Origin of the sequence: Lentilactobacillus dabitei, from assembly GCF_019061365.1 — a bacterium.
In the GTDB taxonomy this organism is placed as follows: domain Bacteria; phylum Bacillota; class Bacilli; order Lactobacillales; family Lactobacillaceae; genus Lentilactobacillus; species Lentilactobacillus dabitei.
Window position 1 is genome coordinate 20,114 of sequence record NZ_JAHPPD010000007.1, and the last position, 21,183, is coordinate 41,296.

A 21,183-nucleotide genomic window follows, 5' to 3' on the forward strand; every position below is an offset into this window, starting at 1 on the left:
TATGATCAAGGATGAAAACCCTTTACCCCATCATACTCGAAATCCATGCATAACTCAATTGCCGGCGGAGTCTTGAAACCAATTAATTTGTAAGTTACGCTTAATGGTATCAATAAATAGGAGTGAATTATGAAAAAAATTGGGAGTAACTTTTTTTCGCTGGTTTGGACAGGTGTTCGGCGGAACTATGACAATTTGGATGATAACATTGCCAAACATTTGGGCGAGACTGACGCCAACAGCCCGGTTGAGATTCATCTGTCACGGATGTTTTCAGACGTTTTTAAGCGCCATTCAAAGGATGAAGCCGACCGACTATTTATTGTGGGGACCCGTAAAACAACGCCCAGTCTTCGAAAAGTTTCCAGCCGACCGGTGAAGCCGTGGTTCTTTTCACGGGTATTCGCGGTTTTGGCAGCGAGCTTTGTCATGTTGATTCTGCTATTATTTTTATTTAAGAGTAATAAGGCAATCCCCGGACTCATTTTTATTGGGTCGTTGGCCGTCCCGTTTTCATTGATGATGATGTTTTTTGAAATTAATGTCTATCAAAATATTTCGGTATTGGAGTTGTTCACAACCTTTTTGGTGGGTGGCATCCTCTCACTACTGGTGACGATGACCTTCTATATGCTATTGCCGATTCGAACTGAGGTCAGCATCGAATCTGCGTTGATTGTGGGAATTACTGAGGAACTGGCAAAATGTATTGTAATCATTATTTTTATCAGTATGTACAAATTAAACTATATTTTTAATGGTGTTTTGATTGGGGCAGCAATCGGTGCTGGCTTCTCAGTGTTTGAAAGTTCCGGTTACGTCAGTGAATATGGGCTGGCAACGATTTTTACCCGCAGTTTCCAAGCAATTGGGACGCACACAATTTGGGCAGCGATCATTGGTGGCGCAATTATTCTGGGGAAACAACGAAAGCATCAATTTACGATGACAGATTTTTTCACCAAACCCAGATTTCTTATCTTCTTCATAATCGCAATTTGCCTTCATACATTCTGGGATTGGGATATTCCAAACACTGGAATTGATATTTCATTGTTGCAGGAATTGATTGATGTTATTATTGGTTGGTTTTTAATTTTTGTGATGATCGATGCTGGCCTGCGAGAGGTCAAAACCCTGCAAGGTCAACAAATCGTGATTCATCGGACAAAGAAGAAACAGCTTGTAAAAAAGCGCTAGGAGGATTCTCATGGCAACAAAAGATTCAATTTATGATATTACAATAATTGGCGGCGGGCCCGCCGGAATGTTTGCCGGATTTTATGCTGGGTTAAGGGATGCGAAGACCCAAATTATTGAAAGCTTGTCCGAATTGGGTGGTCAGGTGAGTGCATTGTACCCTGAGAAGACAATTTTGGACGTCGGCGGCTATCCAAACATCAAGGCCAGAAATTTGGTCGCGGAACTGGAGAAACAGCTTAAACAGGCTGATACAGACATTAAGCTCAATCAAACGGTGACGGATGTCGATAAAATCGATGAAGGTTACCAGATCACCACTAATCGAGGGACGAGTAAAACTAAAGCGATTATCATTGCGACCGGAGTGGGCGCCTTTAACCCACGTAAATTAGCAGTGGATAACGGCGAACAATTCGAAGGCAAGAGCTTGTTTTATAGTGTGAAGAACTTGGCGCATTTCCGCGATCACGAAGTTTTGGTTGCCGGAGGTGGAGATGCAGCGATTGATGAAGCCTTGCTGCTGAATTCAGTTGCCAAGAAGGTTTATTTGTTGCATCGTCGCGACAAGTTCAGGGCAATGGAACACAGTGTAACCCAACTGGTGCAGTCGTCAATTGAACTGGTTACTCCCTATTTGATTCAAAAGCTCACTCAGCAAGCTGATGGCCGGGTGAAAGTTTCTACTAAGAAGATGAAAACTGAAGAGATGAAAGACCTCGTGGTGGATGACTTGGTTGTCAACTATGGCTTCATCGCTCAAGACGATGCGCTAAATGGTTGGACAGTTCACCCGGAAACGGATCATGGGACGGTTAAAGTGGCAACCAATGCGTTGACTGATCAGGATAACATTTATGCGATCGGCGATGTCTCAAAGTATGACGGCAAGCAACCATTGATCGCAACCGCCCTAGGAGAAGCGCCAATTGCGGTCAATGCCGCAATGAAGCACATTTATCCGGACAGACGGGGGCCGGTTCATAGTACCTCAATCAGTGAACATGCTAAGTGGCATTGATCTAGGTAATCATAGAATGGATCCAAACAGAATTGGGAGCTGTCATTCTGAGGTGAACATGCCTGGCCAATCTTGTCAAATCACAATAATGCAAACAGTCAAAAGGAGGACCCCACATGTTTGAACGCGGTGCCATCGAAGTTAATGATGCTCATCAGAATAATTTAAAACACATTAATTTAACAATTCCAAAGTATAAAATTACGGTTTTCGCCGGCCTGTCTGGATCTGGGAAGTCCTCACTCGTTTTTGACACGATTGCGGCTGCGTCTCGGCGAGAATTGAATGAAACCTTTCCCAGTTTTACCCAACAATATCTACCTAAATATGGTCAGCCGCACGTTAAGCGGATCGATCACTTGCCCGTGGCAATTGTGATTGAACAAAAGCGAATTGGGAAGAATGCCCGGTCGACGCTTTCAACCTACACCGGGATTTATTCCCTGTTGCGGTTATTATTTTCCCGGGCAGGACAACCATTTGTGGGATACTCGGATACATTTTCATTCAATTTACCCCAAGGGATGTGTCAAACTTGTCAAGGGTTGGGCTACGTCGACGATATCGATTCCAAGGCACTCATTGACCCCAACAAATCCTTGAATCAAGGCGCGATCACCTTCGTCAGCTTTGGGCCGAACACCTGGCGTTGGCGCCGGTACGTGAATAGCGGCCTGTTTGATAATGATAAGCCAATCAAAGACTATAGCGATCACGAAATGAATATGCTAATGAATGCCCCCCAGCAGCAATTAAAGGGTGCTCCTGCTAAATGGCCCCGGACAGCCTTGTATGAAGGGGTGATCCCCCGAATTCGGCGGTCAATTATTGGCAAGAAAGAAGCGCAGCATCATAAGGAGGCACTGGCCAAAATTGTGACCCGGCGTCCTTGTCCTGATTGTCATGGAACCAGATTGCGGCCAGAAGTATTGACATGTAAGATTAACGGTCTCAGTATTGCCGACGTCTTATCGATGGATCTTGTTCATGCACTGAAATTTCTGCATGACATTGATGTGCCGTTAGTAACTGACGTGATCCGTGAAGTCGGCACGAAAATCCAATCGCTGATCGATATTGGCTTGGGTTACCTGACACTGGATCGAAGTACCGAAACGCTGTCAGGCGGAGAAACGCAACGGATTAAAATCGCCAAATTCCTGACCAGTGACTTGGTCGACATGGTTTATATTCTTGATGAACCCAGTGTTGGCCTGCATCCACATGATATTCAACTCATTAAAAATGCTTTGATTAATTTAAAGGACAAGGGCAACACCATTCTAGTTGTCGAACATAATCCCGAACTGATTCCGATTGCCGATTACGTGGTTGAAATTGGTCCCAAAGCCGGTAAGGGTGGCGGTCAAGTCACTTTCACCGGAACTTACGAGGAATTGCTTAATTCAAATACGATGACGGGTGACTACCTCAAACGACCACTCACTTATCGGACACCCCGCCAATTTGACGAAAAGATTTCATTGAAGCACGTCCAGACGCATAATTTAAAAGATGTCAGCGTGGCGATTCCACTTGGCGTTGAAACAGTTATTTCCGGTGTGGCTGGTTCTGGTAAGAGTTCGTTAGTTGACGCGTTAAGACCAAAGTTAAAGGAACCCTTTATTGATTTGGCTCAAGGGGCGATTGGCACCAATATTCGATCAACGCCAGTGACTTATTTGGACATTTTGGATGATATCCGCAAAGAATTTGCTAAGGCAAGTGGCGCGTCGACCAGTTTATTTAGTTACAACGGTAAAGGTGCCTGTCCGCGCTGTAAGGGCAAGGGCGTGACAATTACCAATATGGCGTTCATGGATCCAGTGGCTCAGGAATGTGAAATGTGCCATGGAAAACGTTACAATGACGAAGCCTTAAGCCATTTGTATCATGGTAAGAATATCAGCGAAGTCCTCAACCTGCCGATTGAAATGGCAATTGCGTTCTTTAAGGATACTAAAGAAATCGATCATAAGTTAGTGAACATGCAAAAAGTTGGTTTGGACTATCTGACGTTGGGCCAGCCATTGACGACACTGTCTGGTGGTGAGCTGCAACGACTTAAGTTAGCGGTTCAACTGAACAAAACCGGCACGATTTATTTATTGGATGAGCCAACTGCCGGCTTGCACATGAAGGATGTTGCCAAGTTGATCAAACTGTTTGACGAACTGGTGGCGGCCGGAAATACGCTCATTATTGTTGAACACAACTTGGAGGTTATCAGCAAGGCAGACTGGTTGATTGACGTCGGCCCAAATGCCGGAATTTATGGTGGTGAGATTTTATATGCCGGAATTCCTGAGAAAGCACAGGCTGAAGCAGCATCACGAACTGGTCAAGCACTGAAGGCCTACAATCAGCAGCGTCAGTTAAATTAAGATAAATCAATCAGATGTTGAGACATTAGTAATTGATAAAAACTTGCGTCAAACGACTGACCCGGGCCACATAAGCGAAAACGGCAATGCATTCTGTTTCTGGGAATGCATTGCCGTTTTCGCTTATGTTGTAGGATCAAATCGTTGATCTCACTATTTTTGTTTATGCTTTTTAGTGGCGTGGTGTTCTGGCTGACCCGCTTTCTCAGCCTTTAAGTGTTTCTCCAGCTGATCCACTTGCTTGGAAAGGCGGGCAACCTGCCGGGAGAGCTGCTTTAGAGTCTGCGTTTGTTCATCCTGCTTGTCCTCGTTCGTGAAGAAATCGGTAATCGTTGAGGTTAATAAACCAAGAAAGCCAATCCCACCAAGCATGAGGACAGCAGCGACAATCTTGCCACCGTCGGTCTTAGGGGTCACGTCACCGTAACCAACGGTCGTCGCTGTAGTAATTGCCCACCAAAGTGAATTTTGGAGCGAATCGTGCTCAAACGAAGCAAAAATCAGCGAGCTAAAGATGAGGATAACCAAACTGATTGACAATAGGTAGATGAAGCCAGTGTCGTACAAAAAACGATGCAGAGCCCGAGTAAACTTCCCAGAAAGGCCAAATTTCCAAAGCAGGTTGTAATACCTCACGATTGAATAGAGACGCGCAATCCGGAAAAATACGAAGATCGGATGCGACGGGATTAACGCAATTAAGTCGAACAAATTTGAAATTAAAAAGTCTTTTTTGGATTTGGCTCGGAAAAACCGGATGACATAATCCATTAGGAAGAACAGCCAAATCAGCATGAAGGCGATTCGATATGGCCCGTGATGCAGCGTAATCGTGTCGTTAAGGGCGAAGATGGCCATTGCAAAGGATACCAATGCCAAAGCCGCAACCAGCACATTATAGAGCAGAATATCCAGTTTTTGAATGCCGCGTTTCATATTGTCAACTCCCCCTAAAAGTGAACAATTCCCCGCACTTAATCCGCGATCAGCCAGCTAGATGCTTTTTGCTCCCTTAAACTTTGGTGGACTTACTAACGGCTGCTGTCGTTGTTCGTTGCATCCGGATTGGTAATCTTAATCCGGTTGGTATCGCTTGATTTATGGTGAATCTCAGGCGCATCGGTAAAGTATTCATGAATCGTTGACTTGTCACCATTTTCAGAATACAAGCTCGTCGATTTCTTGCCACGCTTCTCTTCAATCTTCTTCTCTTTTTGATAGCCATCAGCGTAATTATATTTCCGGGGATCGATACTTTCGAAGCCCTTTGGATGGTAGAAGCGCAGCAGGTTCTTCTCGTTGAGCGAATCGGAAAGAGATAACTCGGTTTGGACTCGTTTCTTGTTTTTCTTCACTTGCGCTGCCTGTTGCTTGGTCAGCTTCAGCAATTGGCCCGTCTTGTTTGAGTAGATATCGCCGCCAATTGAAGTGAAGGTGGGGCTGACCCAGTCCTGATTTCTGAATGCCACGACTTGATCATGCTGCTTTGAGAAAATGTCGGTGCCAAATTGAACGTACCGCTTGGTGCTGACCCCGAGTAAATGCATCAGCGTTGGCAGAACGTCAATTTCGCCGGCATACTTGTTAGAAACGTACCCGTCTTTTCGGCCAGGGATGTTGATGATCAGTGGAACCCGCTGAAGTTGAGCGTTGTCAAAATCGTCCCAATCATCTGCATTCCGGTGGATTGCTTTGGCGAGGTTCTGGTTCTCAGAATCAGAAATTCCGTAGTGGTCCCCGTAAAGCACAATGACGGAATGCTTCAGTAAACCGCTCTTACGCAGGTAATTATAAAATTCGTGGACGGCTTGATCCAGATAGTGGGCGGTTAAGAAGTAGTTATCGACCACGTCATCGCCAGTGTTGGTGGTCTTGAAGTTGGTATCTTCCTTATCAAGGTCAAATGGGAAGTGATTGGTAACCGTGAGATATTTGACGTAGAAAGGCTGTTGGAGATTTTGCAAGTATTGCACGGAATCCCTGAATAACAGCTTATCTTTCAAGCCATATCCCAACGAGCGGTCGCCAGATGTATCATAGTAACTGGCATCAAAGAAGTATTGGTAACCCATGTTCTTATAAACGTTGTTTCGATTCCAAAAACTGGCAATGTTCCCGTGGAAAACAGCACTCGTGTAATCACGCCGTTGCTTCAGAATTGCCGGCGCAGCCTGAAAGGTGTTGTCGCTACCAAGTTGGGCAAAAAGCGACCCCTGGGGCAGGCCATAAGTGCTGGTTTCCAGCATATTTTCGGCATCGGACGTTTTTCCTTGACCAACTTGATGGAAGAAGTTCTTGAACGCATATGAAGAGTGACTCCGATATAATTTATTTAAAAATGGCGTAACTTCCTTGCCATTGATCTTTTGGCCAATTAAGAATTGCTGGAAACTTTCCAAATGAATGTAAATGACGTTCTTTCCCTTGGCAATTCCATAATATTTTTTATTGGGTTTCGCATAGTGAGCGCGGGTAAATTTGAGGACGTCATCTAGTTCGGATTTGGTGGCGGTTGCGCGCAGGTCGTTGTTGTGCTGTGACTTCATGCCATCATAAACCGTGAAGGCATCTAATCCCAGGTATTTGACGATGTAGGTTCGGTCAAATGTCCGAGTGAGCAACTGCGGTCGATCCATTTCTGCCAGTGAAAGGTTAATCGTAAAAAAGAGCATACAAAAAGACGTCACTGCAAGCCCAATTCGGCGGTTAAGTGGCCGTTGGTCGATCTTGATTTTCTTAAAGACCAGCAGTAAGACGATGATGACAATATCAATCCAGTAGAAGATATCGTGAATGTTAGTGAGCGCCCATGAACTGCCACTGAGTCCCTGATTGACTTTGGAGTAGCCGGTCATGGTGCTGACGGTCATGAAATCGGTAAATTCTCGGAAATAAATGACGTTTAAGTAAAGTAAAACTGTGTCGAGTATTGAAATTAATAGGGCAATCGGATAAAAGAACCGAGCCCGTTTGAAGTAAAGGGCAATCCCAATCAATAAACCAGTTGTGGCTAAGGGGTTAATCAAGACGATCAAGAATTGAAAGGGATTGCCGATCCCCAATTTAAAGTCAGCGAAATAAGCCAACATTGTCTTGAGCCAGAAACAAACGACTAGTAGAATGAGGAATCCTTTACGGGTGCTACTTTTCTCAAGAATCTTATTAACGAATTTCAAACCTTCTGCTCCTTAATATTATTGCTTATTTTATCTTATCAAATATTTTTCCAAAATTAAGGAAATAATCGGGATTTTGCCTAAATCTTAAAATGATTTGTTGTAACTGTATGAAAAAATTCTTATACTTGAGGCATCAAGCGTAAAGGAAGTGTCAGGATGAGTAAGTTTACGTTGTATATGGTTCGTCATGGGCAAACCTATTTCAATATTTATAATAAGTTACAAGGGTGGAGTAATTCACCACTCACCGATAAGGGGATGCAAAATGCGGTTGATACCGGTGAGAAGCTTAAAAATACAAAATTTGCGGCTGCATACTGCAGTGATACCACTAGAGCCGAGGAGACTGCGAGGGTTATTTTAGAGAAAAATCAGGTTTCCGATGTCAAGCAGCCAACGACGTCGATGTTTTTTCGGGAGGAGTTTTACGGTTATTTTGAAGGAAATGACATGGATCAATCTTGGTATCTAGCGGGTGCGCCTCATGGCCTGCCCACGTTTAAAGATATCGTGGAGAAATATTCGATCGGTCAAGCTAAAGATTATTTGAAGGCGGCAGACCCCTTCCATCAAGCTGAGAATAACGATGAATACTGGCAACGGTTGAATCAGGGATTTGATCTCATCAAAAATAATCCAACGATCAAAGATGGCGATAATATCTTGTTGATCAGCCACGGCAATACCTTATTGAGTGTCGTCGAGCGTTATGGTGAAGGCAAATATGACATTACCAAGCGGCCAGCTAATGGAAGTTTAACGAAGTTGGCATTTGATGGTGATAACGTGAAGGTTACGGCGTATAATGAATAATGTACGAGAAAGCAGGCTGTAATTTGTGTCATTAATGCATTCGTTTTTCTCGTGGCAGTTTTACGATGTGAGTTTAACATCCAGAATCACCCTTGATTTTGATTGCCGCCCAGCCCGTTCACCACACATATTTTATAAGTATTTGCAAAACTAATTCACTAGGTAGGTACATTTTGAAATTTAAAGAAACAGATCAACTTGATGACATATATCACGATGCCCGAACCATTCGCCACCATGTATTTGTAGGTGAGCAGGGCATCGATGAACATGATGAATTCGATGGTACTGATTCGCAGGCGGTGCACTTTGTTGCTTATGTAGATGGTCAACCGGTGGCAACCGCACGAACGACGGTAACTGATGAGGGTGTCCATATCCAACGGGTGGCAACCGAAAAAGAGTTCCGGCATAAGGGTTATGCCAAACAATTATTACAGTACATCTTGAATGATAAGCGATTCGCGCAAGTCTCCCGTTTCTATCTGGGAGCCCAGGAAACTGCAGTTGGTTTCTATCAGACATTGGGTTTTCACACATATGGCGAGCCATTTGTGGAAGTCGGCATTAAGCATCGACAAATGGAAAAGCTTGACCGCCATCATTCAAATCTTCATATCAGTTGACACACTTGAGAAATCGAGTGTGTTTTTTTGTTTTTAGAGTGGAATACCAATCTTTTTAATCCAAGTGAGGAGCCGCTGCCACCCAAAATGAATGCCAATCGCCGAACCAAATGACAGTATCCAAGTGCCGATGTAAATCACAATCATTCCGACAATTGGATTTCTAGTGACCAACGTTTTGCCAAAGCTGAGCCAATAAATTTGCTGCCAAAAAACATTAGAGAGAAATGCTTTATAGGCAAAACCTGCCAGATAGTGAACGACTCGAGTGATTGCCAGCCGTTGCCTAATTTGGTGAAAGGCGATTGCCAAAATTAACAAAATAATCGTCAAATCATAAATAGTCATTGAAGGTTTGTAATAAATAGCGTTGGTTAATTTTACAGGTAGGCCAAAGTGAAACAGTTCGAGGTTGATCCAGTAGAAGCTGCCACAAGCAACTCCTAACAACAATAACCAGTAGTGCTGCAAAAATTGGGCAACTAGATGGTGATAGTGCCACGTGAGGGTGCCACCGATACCATAAATGATAAAGCTTAGAAAGAACCGATCCAGCAAGTACCAGTGAGTCATATAGGGACCATGAAAGACGAGCCGATCGTACAGCCATAACCACCCAAAATAAACAAGGGCGGTCACTGACAGGGCGATGAGGCCTCCATATGGATTCGCTTGGCACCACTTCACCAGCTGCAAAAATAATGGCATCAGCACAATGAACTGTAGCATCATCGTATTGTACCAGAGGTGAGGAGCCGCATTGCCATTAATGAACTGCCAGATAAATTGACCGAGAGTTTGATAGTGGTCGACTTGCTGCACCCCAGGCATCATCAATAGATAGATGCTTGTCCACCAAATGGTCGGGATCAATAACGCATGCCACTGGGTATTCAAGTAAGTGCGATAGTCCGGGCTGGCCGAACTTGTCCGAATGGTGGTGTACAAAATTCCGAAGATAAATGCTGGTGCAGTGAATTTAACCAGATTGTACGCGACCCCAATGCCGATCTGGACTTGGTTACTTGGATGGGTGGTCAAGGCAAATACAAGAATGGTTTGGAGCATGACAGCCATGCAGGCGAAGAGCTTGAGGTAATCACCAACGTCTGTCATATTTGAATTGGATTGTGATTCTGGCATAGGACCGGTCCTTACTGTAAAGGCTATGATTTTAGTCAAAGAAAAAAGAACTGGAAATCGTTCCCAGTTCTTTGAAATTTTATGTGATTGATAGTTATTGAATTGTTGGATGTAACGAGTGAAGGTTAATCGAAATCAGTTACGTGAGCTGATCCAACGTAGTTCCACCATGGTGCTTTAACGGCTTCAGTAATCACACCGCGGTTTTGAGCATCGATCATTTTACCATTACCGACGTACAAACCAACGTGAGAAATTGCTGATGCGTTCCAGCCAAAGAATACCAAATCACCTTTTTGAAGGTTCTTGTATGAAACTTTCTGGCCGGCATTATATTGTGCTTGAGCGGTACGAGGAAGGGTAACATTAGCGCCCTTCTTGTAAACATAGCTGGTGAATCCTGAGCAATCAAATGATGAAGGACCAGTAGCACCGTACGAATATGGCTTACCAAGGTTTTGCTTTGCAACTTGGTAAAGTTGTGAGTAAGAAGCATCTGTATCAGCTTTTGATGCTGATGCAGTGCCAAATCCTGCTGTTAATAGTGCAAAGAATGCAACTAAACTTAAAATAATTTGTTTATGTAATTTCATTTTTCTTCAACAACTCCTATCAATGTACAGTGAATACTTTAACAAGAGATTGTTGCAATCGTGTAACAAACAATTTGCAATGCAGTTAAAAGAAACTTAAGGAATGAAACATTCATTGTGATATTGCAAATTGAACGCTCTTAAACGTTATAATGACGGGAATAATCAGTTTCAATTAATATGACAAACTAGCCGACTGGTCGCCACAACTTTGACTGGTTTTCGGGTGGATTAATGTAAAATAACCCATTTTGTTGGTCAGTGAGCAAATCAATAACCGGCAGCTGCCCAATTGTTGGGATCAATCAAGTCAAGATTTCAACGGGTTGGCAATGATGACTCGCCTTAATCAGAACGACAGACTGATTCAAATCTACATAGTTCTGTAACTTAAGAACAGCAAAAAAGAAGCCGAGGCAAACGATCAATTTTGCTTTCAGCTTCCTTGAGAAGGGTAACTATGATTATTTATTTTTCAACATATTCTTCTTACTTGGTAGGGTGACCGATAATTTACCAAGGGATGAAACGATCAATGGTAAGACAAGGTAATAAACGCAGACCGTGTAAATGACAATCAAGGCAATTTCGATCAGAGCAAACGAGGCGCCAAAGGTCAACGCAATTGACAAGCCAACGGCAACTAATATGATGTATCTGACAATCTTGCCGTAACTAGCCATGGTCGGGCGAATCCAGTCAAGCATCGACAACTCCGTGTATCTAAATGACAATCCCAAGGCAATGATTTGCCAGGCCGCAATCGCTGTCAGAATCGAGACGGATATTAATGGCACTTGCCAATCGAATTGATCGACGTTGGTAACAAATCGCATCGTGATATAGGCAAGCTGAAAACCAGTGGCTGCCGACATCAAGAAGGCGATGGTCCAGTAGAATGGTTGAAGAATCGCACGGCTAACGATAAAGACCGCCGCCATCACCCCTATAATGACGATTGCCAATAATGACATGAAATGATGACTCAACTTAGATTGGTTAATTGCTTGAGACACCGGTTCACCAGTCATGGCAACTTGATCATGGGCTAATGGAGTTCCCCGAAGCTGCAGGTTGACCTGATTTTGTAATCGCTGCACTTGTTTAATGTTGGACTCACTCGATGGCGCATTTTTCATGACCACTTGGAGCGTGGTAATCTTTTTGTTCGCACTGGTGTAGTTCAACATGGTTTGCAAGAAATCAGTATCCGTTAATTGAGCTTTGGTAATATAGTAAACATTAGCAGCTCCAGATTGTTGCAGGCCATTTAAGTAATCGTAAATGTCATTCAGCTGAGAAGTCGACGAATGGACCTGACCACTGACCTTCTTTAACTGCTTTTGGACTTGATCAATCTGTTGACTGTAATTCTGTAGATTGTTGTAGCTGTTTTGACCATAGTTTTGAATAACCTGACCTTCAGCACTCAATTGACTGAGTCCTGACGAAACGGCTTGGAGCGATTGATTTAACTCATTAATTTTTGTTTGGTAAGCCCGAACTCGACGTGAGGCGCTTTGGCGACCGGCAACCCTGGAATTTGCAGCTGCCTGACTCACTTGAGAAGCGAGGTTACTGCTATCGCGGATGACTTGATTACTCTTCTTCACTAGCTTGGACATGTCTTTTACTTGTTGCTTCAGGGCTGATAAGTTAAGGCTGCTATTGCTATTTTGGATGCCACTTGAAGCTTGTGATAATTGACCAGTAGCCTGTTTTGCATTGAGGCCAATTGACTGGAGCTGACTTGAGACGTAGTACTTCTCAATTGGCATGCCCCCTGGTTGAGTCAATGAATAAATGGCACTAACGCCTTGCGTGTGTTGTAATTTGCTGGTTAACGCGTCAATGTGCTGGAGATATTTTTCGTTATCCAACGGCTGATCATTCTTCAAATAAATCGTAATTGGGGTTGCTTTGCCCGCCGAGAAATGAGCTTGGAGGAGTTGAGCACCCTTTACGGCCTGATTGGTTTGGGTCAGGTTGGTCATTGGAGAGAAGTTTAAGCTGTTGTGATAGAAATAAATGAATGGCAAGGTAATGTAAAGGACCACCAGGAAACTGGCAATCGGCTGCCAGAGTGAGAATTCGGTTGCGCGGGACCAAAAATGAGATTTCATGGCAGTGAGTGGCGCATTTGATGGCCAAAATAGACTCTCGCCCAGTGCAGCGGTAAAAACGGCGTTCAACGTGATAGTTGCCAGAATCAAAACTAGGTAAGTAATTCCAAGGGCCCATAGCGATTGGATTTGGTCGTAGTTAACGAAGTCACAGGCAAAGAAGATGATGGCGAGGGCCCCACCGACCACCGTAATTGGGAATCTGAGCGCAGCAATTGTCTGGGTAGTGGCATAACCACCTTCTCGCTGGAGCGCTAGGACACTGCGGAATTTACGATAAATGTAAATATTCCAAATCGTGCCGATTGTTAAAGTTGCGATGCCAATTTCCAGTGGCACGTATTGTGAATATGGCAAATTAAATAGCTTCGACAGGTGCAGTGACACACTATACGAAGTCACAAACGCCGAGAACAGGGTGATAAATGAAATCAGTGGTGCAAAGACCGACCTGAAATAGATGCCAACGATCAGCATTGATACGATAAATAACGCAATCAAAACTAATTGAGTGACTTGAGAGTTCTTTTGATTGTTAACATCACGGATAATTTCAGGGCTGGTAACGTAAGACTTTAGCCCGTGAACTTTGACTTGGCTGATAAGTTCGTTCGTCAAAACGCGGAGGGTGTTGCCATTGGCGTTGAGGTCCAAACTAACCATTTGAGTGGAGCCGTCCTTTGAGAGCATCTGATTTTTGCCGGCAACGTTTGTGCTTGGCGTGACAATCTTCTTGATGCTGTAATAGGATTTGTGCTGTTTGAGCTGATTAATTGTCTTGTCGATTTTGGCTTGTTGCGAATTGGTAATCTTGCCCGTTGAATTCTGATAGACAATATTAACCGAGGTGGTTCCCCCAAGTTGATAACCCCATTGCTGGCGAAGCTGGTTGGCTTTTGCTGGCTGAGAGTTGGCACCATAGCTCGGCTGACTGTATGATTGCAAGGCATCTGTTATGTTTGGTGCGGAAATAATTGCAATAAAAACAATAATCAGCCATACTAACAGCGTGAATAACCGATTCCTGTGTAATTTAATCATTGTGTCTTTCATTAAGTCGTCCCCTAATATGTATGTATGAAAAGGCTCATATACTAAGAGTTTACCATTTTATAACGGGTAACGCGACAGGTTTCCGGTGGATTTGGGCCGGAAAATGGCAATAATCGCAAAGAATTTTGGTTCAAATGAAGTTGAGAGGGGTGAAGCGATTGTGTACAAGTGTTTTTCAAATCGGGCAAACTGACGGTGCTCACGTTTTGGCAAGGACGATGGATTGGCCACGATTGGGCGCCCGACCGGTGTTTTGCCCCAGAAATTTTGTCTGGAATTCGATTTATGATGACCAGCAGTATACAACCAAGTACGCGTTGATCGGGTCCGGTGGTGCTCATGATCGGGAAATTGACGTCTCAGATGGCGTTAATGAATGTGGGTTGGCGGTTCAAAAGCTGACCTTTACCAACGGAAGTGAATTAGTCACCGAACCTGGAGCAGGCAAAATTCATTTGGCACCATTTGAGTTGTCCTTTTATTTATTGGCCAATTACCGCTCCGTCCAAGACATTGTTGATCACATCGAAGAAATTGAATTGATGGCAGATAAACACAGTTTAAAAAAATATGGTCACTCTGAATTGCATTTTGCCGCCTGTGATTCCACGGGTAGAAGTATTGTGATCGAACCGGTGACTTCACCGATTGAAATCATTGAGAATCCGCTGGGAATTTTGACAAACAGTCATCATTTTGACCGGCAAATTGAGCGGTTGGGAAGATATCTGGATTTTACGCCGGCATTTTTGAATCACGCTGTTCCATTGAATGCGCCAAGAGTGACCACTGGCAATGTTTCTGGAAAGTCGATTCCCCCTGGGTCGTATTCACCCGGATCACGATTCATTCGGGCAGCCTATCTCAAAGAAAGAATTGATTTGCCGCAAACTGAAAATGAAGCAGTTGATAATTGCTGGCATATTTTGGATTCAGTTAACGTCCCCAAAAGCCAAGAACACCAGCCGACATATTCGGTGTACCGAGCAGCGGTATGCTGTGAGAGCTTGAATTATTACTATCAGCCCTACCATGCCAAATCAGTGGTCAGAATCCAGTTGACGGTCAGAATCCAGTTGACCTCAGAATTAATGGCAAGCAATCAGCTCAAGTTTTTTGACGTTAAAGATAGGATTCAATTTGTCGACATTTAATGTATAATTGGAAAAGATGATTTGAACAGGGGAAATTGAGTTGCAGAAAAAGAGCTGGCACGTTAGTTTAATAATACTCGCTACGGTCTTGGTCATCGTGGGCGGATTGGTGGTTAGAAACAACTTATCTCAGCAAAGCCAGCAAACGCGGAATATCCCAACTTTGACAAAAAAGTCGACTCAATATTTTTCCAAGCAGCAAAAGGAAAGCTTCATTGACCAGATCGGCACACCGGCGATGGCCTTGTATAGAAGAAACCTGCAAATTTTACCCAGCGTGGTGATTTCACAGGCGATTCTGGAATCGCAGTTTGGAACGTCACTGCTGTATAAGACGGCTAACAACCCATTTGGGGTGAAAGGCACTTACAATGGCCGATCAGTGACGTTCTATACGAGAGAAGTCGAGCATGGTAAATCGATCAAAGTGTTGGCTCAATTCAGAAAGTATCCAAGCTTAAGGGCAGCATTGATGGATCACAATCATTTGGTTGCTGAAAAGTTCATCAGGCATAAAAATATCATGAGCTACCGCACATCAACGAATCTGTTACAACAGAATGGCTATGCCACCGATCCACATTATGCTAACAAATTGAATCATATTATTGTAAAATATCAGTTGTATCAATATGATTTGAAGGCGATAAATGAGTGAAGTTAAGCGAGAGCGATCGATAAAGTCACCACAATATAAGTCGAAATTACCCATTTGTCAGATTGAAAATAAACGAATATTAATATCACTCACATTTTATAAATGGTAGAATAAAAGCTAAGGAACCAGTAACCACACAGACACATACTTCGGAGGGATGCTAAATTGTTGGATTGGGTTTCGAATCTGTACGGCCCGTTTTTTGATGCACATAATTGGTCGACCGTGATCACAAGCGGCAACGACTGGTTAATCATTTTGTCACTGGTCACAATCGAATGTTTGCTATCAGTTGATAATGCCATCGTCCTTGCTGCGCAGACGCAAGCGCTTCCAACAAAAATTCAACGAGAAAAGTCATTATTTTACGGGTTATGGGGGGCTTACCTCTTTCGTTTCCTAATTATCGGGGTCGGAACGTATATGATCCATTTTTGGGAAATCAAAGTCATTGGCTCCCTGTACCTTTTTTATCTTGTCTACACATTCTTTCGAAAGACGCGAGTTGTCCGGACCCACAAGCTGGCCGGCAAATCTAAATCCGGTTTGTCACTATTCTGGTCAGTTGTCATCCAGATTGAATTCATGGATGTGGTGTTCTCAATCGATTCTGTGTTGGCATCATTAGCCATTTCGCCCAACCCGGTTATTGTGTTGATTGGTGGGATGATTGGTATTTTGGCAATGCGGGGAGTTGCGGAGGTCATCATGAAACTCATGGCAATTATTCCGGAACTACAGCCAATGGCCTATATTTTGATCGGGATTATTGCCTTGAAATTATTCCTCTCAATTCCATTGATTGATATCGAAATTCCAGCATCTGTATTTGGCCTGATCGTCATTGGGGCGGTCATCATTACCCTTATTATTCACTATGTACGGAAAGGACGGCAAAACCAACATGAGCGTTCAGATAACTCCTGAAAATTTAGAAACCCAAGTTGCCAACAAGCTCACCGTCATCGATTTTTGGGCACCTTGGTGCGGTCCATGTAAAATTCTGGATCCAATCTTGGCTGACCTTGAAAGAACCTATGGGGACAGAATTAAGTTTGCAAAAATGAACGTAGATGGCAATCAAGTCATCGCCGAAAAGTATCATGTGCTGAGTGTTCCCAGCCTGGTCGTCTTTAAAAATGGCAAGGCCGCCGAAAAGGTCACGGGGGTTTACCCGAAAGAAAAGCTTGCCAAATATTTTGACAAGAAGCTCCAAGAAGTTGACGCTATTTAAAGGGCTTGATGCCTTGCTCTGCGGCCTGTTTGGATAATTTGGTATTTAAAATGTCGAGCCCCTGCAGTGGGAAGTTGAACAATGGGGCAATGAGGTTGGCTTTATTGGGATCCGGGACGACTTGGCTTTCCTTTAAGTTCGGCAGCATTTTTGCCAAATCGGTTTGGGTTAACTTCAACTGGCGGGCGTAATAGATCACTTTTTGGAACACCAAATTTTTGAACCAGAGATAGTATACAATGCCTGCCGCTGCAACATACCAAAAGACGGTCCACGTGATGCCAATTTTGGCTGGCGATAAGAACCCGATAAAGATTGCCAAGAATACAAAGATACAATATGTTAGAATGCTAATAAGCATTAATTTGACTTTAGTGGACATGATTTGCCAACTTTCTAATTGGAATTTGGAACATCGTTCAGCTACAATTATAACAATAACCATAAAAAGATAGATAGTGAGATGAAATTTTGAAATTTTCAGTAGAAACAATTAGGCCAGATGATTATGTGGCTGTTCGTGGGATTATTGCGGATAGTTACAAAAATGATATGCCGAACACTGATGGTGACGAGGTGGACATGGTTGACCGTTTGCGATCATACTCTGAGTATCGGGATAACTTTGAAGTCGTTGCCAAAGATCAAGATCATCAGGTGATTGGTCACGCATTGATGATTCCGATTCAGGTGAGCTCACCATGGCATTCATTTGATATCGTTTCGATCGTTGAGATCAGCGTGGGCAGCGAGTATCAAGATCAAGGAATTGGCCAAGCAATGGTGACTGAACTTGAAACCAGAGCCCAGTTAGCAGGTTATCCTGCTGTGAGTGCGATTGATAATTCTGACTTCTTCTTCAAGAATAATTATGTGCCTGCTGATAATTTTGATATTTATTCATCATTATCAATTGACCTCAACGCCAATATGATCAAACCATTATTTGATGGCAGCCTCTTTAACAAGGGTGGTAAGGTTTATTACCCTGAAGAGTTCTTTGGCGTTCGTAATACCGAAGCTTAATTTCGAATCATGACTTCATATTAATCAGTAGTAAGGATATCTGGGCGTCAGAAAGTCGGTGGGTGCTGCGAATCGATCAGGGTATCATTATGAATTACGTAAAGTTGAATTCCGGATAATAACTAGAACCGATATCATCTAGTGAGGAGCCTTTTGGGGCTTGAATTTGGGTGGTACAACGGTCGCGCGTCCCTGTCACATGTTATGTGTGATGGGGATTTTTTGTGCTTAAAAAATGAATTGAGGAGAACTAAAAATGCAAATAAAGCACCAAAACAACAGAATTGGATTGATTGAAGGCATTATTGTCTTGCTGGGCATGCTAATTATTATGGGAATCAGCGTGATTAAGTTTCAAATTTCACCAGAAATCCCCATTTTATTTGTGATCTTATTACTCATTGTTTGGGCAAAAGCCCGGGGATTTTCGTGGGATTCTGTCAATCAAGGGATTATTAATGGGATTACCACCGGGATTATTCCGATGTTTATTTTTATTTTGATTGGAGCTTTAATCAGTTCCTGGATTGCAGCGGGAGTGATCCCATCACTGATGGTGTTTGGCTTCCATATGATTAGTGCCGAATGGTTTTTACCCTCGGTATTCCTAGTCTGTACAATTGTGGGAACGGCGATTGGAAGTGCATTTACCGTTGTATCGACGATTGGAATTGCCTTTCTTGGAATGGGGCTTACGCTCGGCATCAATCCGGCGATGATCGCTGGGGCAGTTATTTCTGGGGCAATTTTTGGCGATAAGACCTCACCATTGTCTGATTCAACCAATTTGGCATCGGCAGTTGTTGTGGCTGATCTATTTAGCCATATTCGTAATTTGATGTGGTCGACGATCCCGGCATTTTTGACCTCGCTAATTGTTTTCTTCATTATCGGGCGTTCAAATGCGCAATTGGACGAACGCGTGATTAATCACACTGTTAACGTCTTAAGCGCTCATTTTAATATCACGGCTTGGGCATTTCTTCCTATACTATTGATGTTTTTATGTGCCTGGGGAAAAATTCCGGCAATCCCGACGCTGTTTATGAACATTGTCGTGGCGGTTGGGATGATTTACGTGGATAAGCCGGGCACCAAGATTCAATTGATCGTTGATACTTTAACCAATGGGTTTGTTTCCCATACTGGTAACAAAAGCGTGGACAACTTACTGACACGGGGCGGCATCATGAGCATGATGGCGACAATTGCCTTGATTATTTCGGCGTTGGCCTTGGGGGGCTTGCTGATGAAATTTGGGATCATTGATGCAGTGATGCAGCCATTATCAAAGCGATTGAGTTCAAATGGGTCACTCATTTTAGCAGTGATCTTGAGTGGAATTGGGGTCAATTTGTTTGTTGGCGAGCAGTATTTGTCGGTAATTCTGCCTGGAAATGCGTTTAAATCAACCTTCACCAAAGCTGGCCTTGCTCCCGTTGCGCTGAGTCGGGCGCTTGAAGATGGCGGAACGGTGATTAATTATCTGGTTCCATGGGGAGTTGCTGCCGTTTTTGCAGCCAATACTTTGGGCGTTTCAACGATTCATTACCTGCCATTTGCGATATTTAGCCTGGCATCACCAGTATTTTCGATTCTGAGTGGCTTCACAGGCATTGGTTTGAAACATTTGAATAAAACCGAAAAAGCTGCATAAAGTTGACCCAATCGCATTGAAAACGCTTTGGAAAAACCCTCTATATTGGGCTCTTTGACAAAAGTTACCTAACCATTACATTAATTACACACGGGCCTTTTTTCTTAACACTGTCGATATTGCATAGTAACACCGTAACTATACACTATGTATTGTTGATCGATGAGGTCGACAAAAAATCTAGACACAGAACACAGATATAGGAGTGTGTAATTTTGAAAAAAGTACTATCTATGATTCTCGCAACTTCAGCCGCAGCTATTGGTTTATTCTTCGCAGGTTCCGCTTATGCTTCAGCATCCACAATAGTTACAGTTAAGTCCGGCGATACAGTTTGGGGTATTTCACAACAATATAATACCTCTGTCGATGCAATCGAAAACGCCAACAGCCTTTCGGATGCAAATGTGATTACAGTTGGTCAACAGTTGACTATTCCAGGTGCAAATGATTCAGCAGCCGCAACAACATCCACTACGAACCAAGCTGCTTCAACCACTCAGGCACAAACTTCATACAGCCAACCACAAACATCAACAACTACTCAAGCATCAAGTAATTATGCAAGTAACAACAATACTTCAAATTACTCATCAGCTGCTTCAACAGGCGGCAGTGCTAAAGCTTGGATTGCCAACAAAGAATCAGGCGGTTCATATTCAGCACGTAACGGGCAATATGTAGGTAAGTACCAATTATCAGCTTCATATCTTCATGGTGACTATTCAGCAGCAAACCAGGAAAAGGTCGCTAACCAATACGTAGCAAGTCGTTACGGTTCATGGTCAGCAGCTCAATCATTCTGGCAAGCAAATGGCTGGTATTAAAAAATAGAGTGCTCTTCAAGCCGGTTAGCTTTTGAGCATTAATGGAATAACGGTTGACAACGCGTTTCTTGCGTTGTTGACCGTTATTTTATTAAGCGGAGAAAGCTGGCTTGAATGGCGCGTTTCCACTGTGTTGTGGAGAAAGTAGTACGCGGTTATGGTTATATAAGAGATTCCCGTTAAAATCCTGGTTTTGGATTTTGATTGGGGCGCCTTTATTCAGTTAGCATCAGTTGGTCGGAGCGCGTTTCCACTATATAAGGGAGAGATGTAACCGGAATCTAAGATAAAGCACCGATGATGAAGGTATTTTGTTTATCGTCGGTGCTTTTACTTTGTGTAGTAAGGATCAGGGTCGCCGGAGCGCATTTTCACTGTGTCGTGGAGAAAGCTGGCTTGAATGGCGCGTTTCCACTGTGCGATAGTAAATATACGGTTTTCTGACGAAACGTGGATGACACTAGAGATGCTTTTCACAGCGTTAAGAAAATT

18 protein-coding genes are annotated in these 21,183 nt (G+C 43.4%); 12 read left to right on the forward strand and 6 right to left on the reverse strand.

Annotation, left to right across the window (positions count from 1 at the left end):
• Positions 1-129: 129 nt before the first annotated feature.
• The 3 genes from KTE19_RS01965 to KTE19_RS01975 all read left to right on the forward strand — a co-directional run bounded on the left by KTE19_RS01965 (position 130) and on the right by KTE19_RS01975 (position 4,605).
• Entirely contained in the window at positions 130-1,200 is a 1,071-nt protein-coding gene (locus KTE19_RS01965; RefSeq protein WP_217162432.1) for a PrsW family intramembrane metalloprotease, read from the forward strand.
• A gap of 10 nt (positions 1,201-1,210) precedes the next feature.
• Positions 1,211-2,221 (forward strand): NAD(P)/FAD-dependent oxidoreductase, encoded by a 1,011-nt coding sequence (locus KTE19_RS01970; RefSeq protein ID WP_217341489.1) that lies wholly within the window; start codon positions 1,211-1,213, stop codon positions 2,219-2,221.
• A 116-nt stretch (positions 2,222-2,337) separates the two neighbouring features.
• Entirely contained in the window at positions 2,338-4,605 is a 2,268-nt protein-coding gene (locus KTE19_RS01975) for an ATP-binding cassette domain-containing protein (protein WP_217341490.1), read from the forward strand.
• A gap of 153 nt (positions 4,606-4,758) precedes the next feature.
• On the opposite strand, the gene KTE19_RS01980 is transcribed toward KTE19_RS01975, so the two are convergent.
• Both KTE19_RS01980 and KTE19_RS01985 read right to left on the reverse strand, forming a co-directional pair.
• Positions 4,759-5,541 carry a potassium channel family protein gene (locus KTE19_RS01980; RefSeq protein ID WP_217164831.1) on the reverse strand — a complete coding sequence of 261 codons (783 nt, stop codon included), beginning with the start codon at positions 5,539-5,541 and terminating at the stop codon, positions 4,759-4,761.
• A gap of 95 nt (positions 5,542-5,636) precedes the next feature.
• A complete protein-coding gene (locus KTE19_RS01985; RefSeq protein WP_217341491.1) occupies positions 5,637-7,781 on the reverse strand; it encodes an LTA synthase family protein in 2,145 nt (714 codons plus the stop codon).
• 159 nt (positions 7,782-7,940) lie between these two features.
• Here KTE19_RS01985 and KTE19_RS01990 point away from each other — a divergent pair, with 159 nt between their 5' ends.
• Together KTE19_RS01990 and KTE19_RS01995 are read left to right on the forward strand one after the other, a co-directional pair.
• Complete coding sequence (locus tag KTE19_RS01990; protein WP_056982248.1) at positions 7,941-8,597, forward strand: histidine phosphatase family protein; 657 nt, start codon at positions 7,941-7,943, stop codon at positions 8,595-8,597.
• Positions 8,598-8,770: 173 nt separating this feature from the next.
• On the forward strand, positions 8,771-9,223 hold the full coding sequence (locus KTE19_RS01995) for a GNAT family N-acetyltransferase (protein WP_054747309.1): 453 nt from the start codon (positions 8,771-8,773) through the stop codon (positions 9,221-9,223).
• Between the two features lie 33 nt (positions 9,224-9,256).
• Here KTE19_RS01995 and KTE19_RS02000 read toward each other — a convergent pair whose 3' ends face one another.
• From KTE19_RS02000 to KTE19_RS02010, 3 genes are all read right to left on the reverse strand, one after another.
• Entirely contained in the window at positions 9,257-10,366 is a 1,110-nt protein-coding gene (locus KTE19_RS02000; RefSeq protein ID WP_217164835.1) for an acyltransferase family protein, read from the reverse strand.
• 125 nt (positions 10,367-10,491) lie between these two features.
• A complete protein-coding gene (locus tag KTE19_RS02005; protein ID WP_054747311.1) occupies positions 10,492-10,959 on the reverse strand; it encodes a C40 family peptidase in 468 nt (155 codons plus the stop codon).
• 464 nt (positions 10,960-11,423) lie between these two features.
• Positions 11,424-14,135, reverse strand: a complete 2,712-nt coding sequence (locus tag KTE19_RS02010; protein WP_217341492.1) for an MMPL family transporter — start codon at positions 14,133-14,135, stop codon at positions 11,424-11,426.
• A gap of 158 nt (positions 14,136-14,293) precedes the next feature.
• Between KTE19_RS02010 and KTE19_RS02015 the strand changes: the two genes are divergently transcribed.
• The 4 genes from KTE19_RS02015 (at position 14,294) to trxA (ending at position 17,181) form a co-directional block, all read left to right on the forward strand.
• Complete coding sequence (locus KTE19_RS02015) at positions 14,294-15,289, forward strand: linear amide C-N hydrolase (RefSeq protein WP_217341493.1); 996 nt, start codon at positions 14,294-14,296, stop codon at positions 15,287-15,289.
• A 40-nt stretch (positions 15,290-15,329) separates the two neighbouring features.
• On the forward strand, positions 15,330-15,947 hold the full coding sequence (locus KTE19_RS02020) for a glycoside hydrolase family 73 protein (RefSeq protein WP_217341494.1): 618 nt from the start codon (positions 15,330-15,332) through the stop codon (positions 15,945-15,947).
• A gap of 168 nt (positions 15,948-16,115) precedes the next feature.
• A complete protein-coding gene (locus KTE19_RS02025) occupies positions 16,116-16,874 on the forward strand; it encodes a TerC family protein (protein ID WP_217341503.1) in 759 nt (252 codons plus the stop codon).
• The gene (trxA, locus tag KTE19_RS02030) at positions 16,852-17,181 is read left to right on the forward strand and encodes a thioredoxin (protein WP_217164845.1); all 330 of its coding nucleotides are present in this window, start codon (positions 16,852-16,854) and stop codon (positions 17,179-17,181) included. Before KTE19_RS02025 ends, trxA begins: the two co-directional genes overlap by 23 nt.
• On the opposite strand, the gene KTE19_RS02035 is transcribed toward trxA, so the two are convergent.
• The gene (locus tag KTE19_RS02035; protein ID WP_217341495.1) at positions 17,174-17,563 is read right to left on the reverse strand and encodes a hypothetical protein; all 390 of its coding nucleotides are present in this window, start codon (positions 17,561-17,563) and stop codon (positions 17,174-17,176) included. The two genes, trxA and KTE19_RS02035, sit on opposite strands and share 8 nt — an antisense overlap.
• Before the next feature lie 89 nt (positions 17,564-17,652).
• Between KTE19_RS02035 and KTE19_RS02040 the strand changes: the two genes are divergently transcribed.
• The 3 genes from KTE19_RS02040 (at position 17,653) to apf (ending at position 20,691) form a co-directional block, all read left to right on the forward strand.
• Entirely contained in the window at positions 17,653-18,207 is a 555-nt protein-coding gene (locus KTE19_RS02040) for a GNAT family N-acetyltransferase (protein ID WP_217164849.1), read from the forward strand.
• 256 nt (positions 18,208-18,463) lie between these two features.
• Entirely contained in the window at positions 18,464-19,864 is a 1,401-nt protein-coding gene (gene nhaC, locus KTE19_RS02045; RefSeq protein ID WP_217341496.1) for a Na+/H+ antiporter NhaC, read from the forward strand.
• A gap of 233 nt (positions 19,865-20,097) precedes the next feature.
• Complete coding sequence (apf, locus tag KTE19_RS02050; protein WP_054747319.1) at positions 20,098-20,691, forward strand: aggregation-promoting factor; 594 nt, start codon at positions 20,098-20,100, stop codon at positions 20,689-20,691.
• Positions 20,692-21,183: the final 492 nt, after the last annotated feature.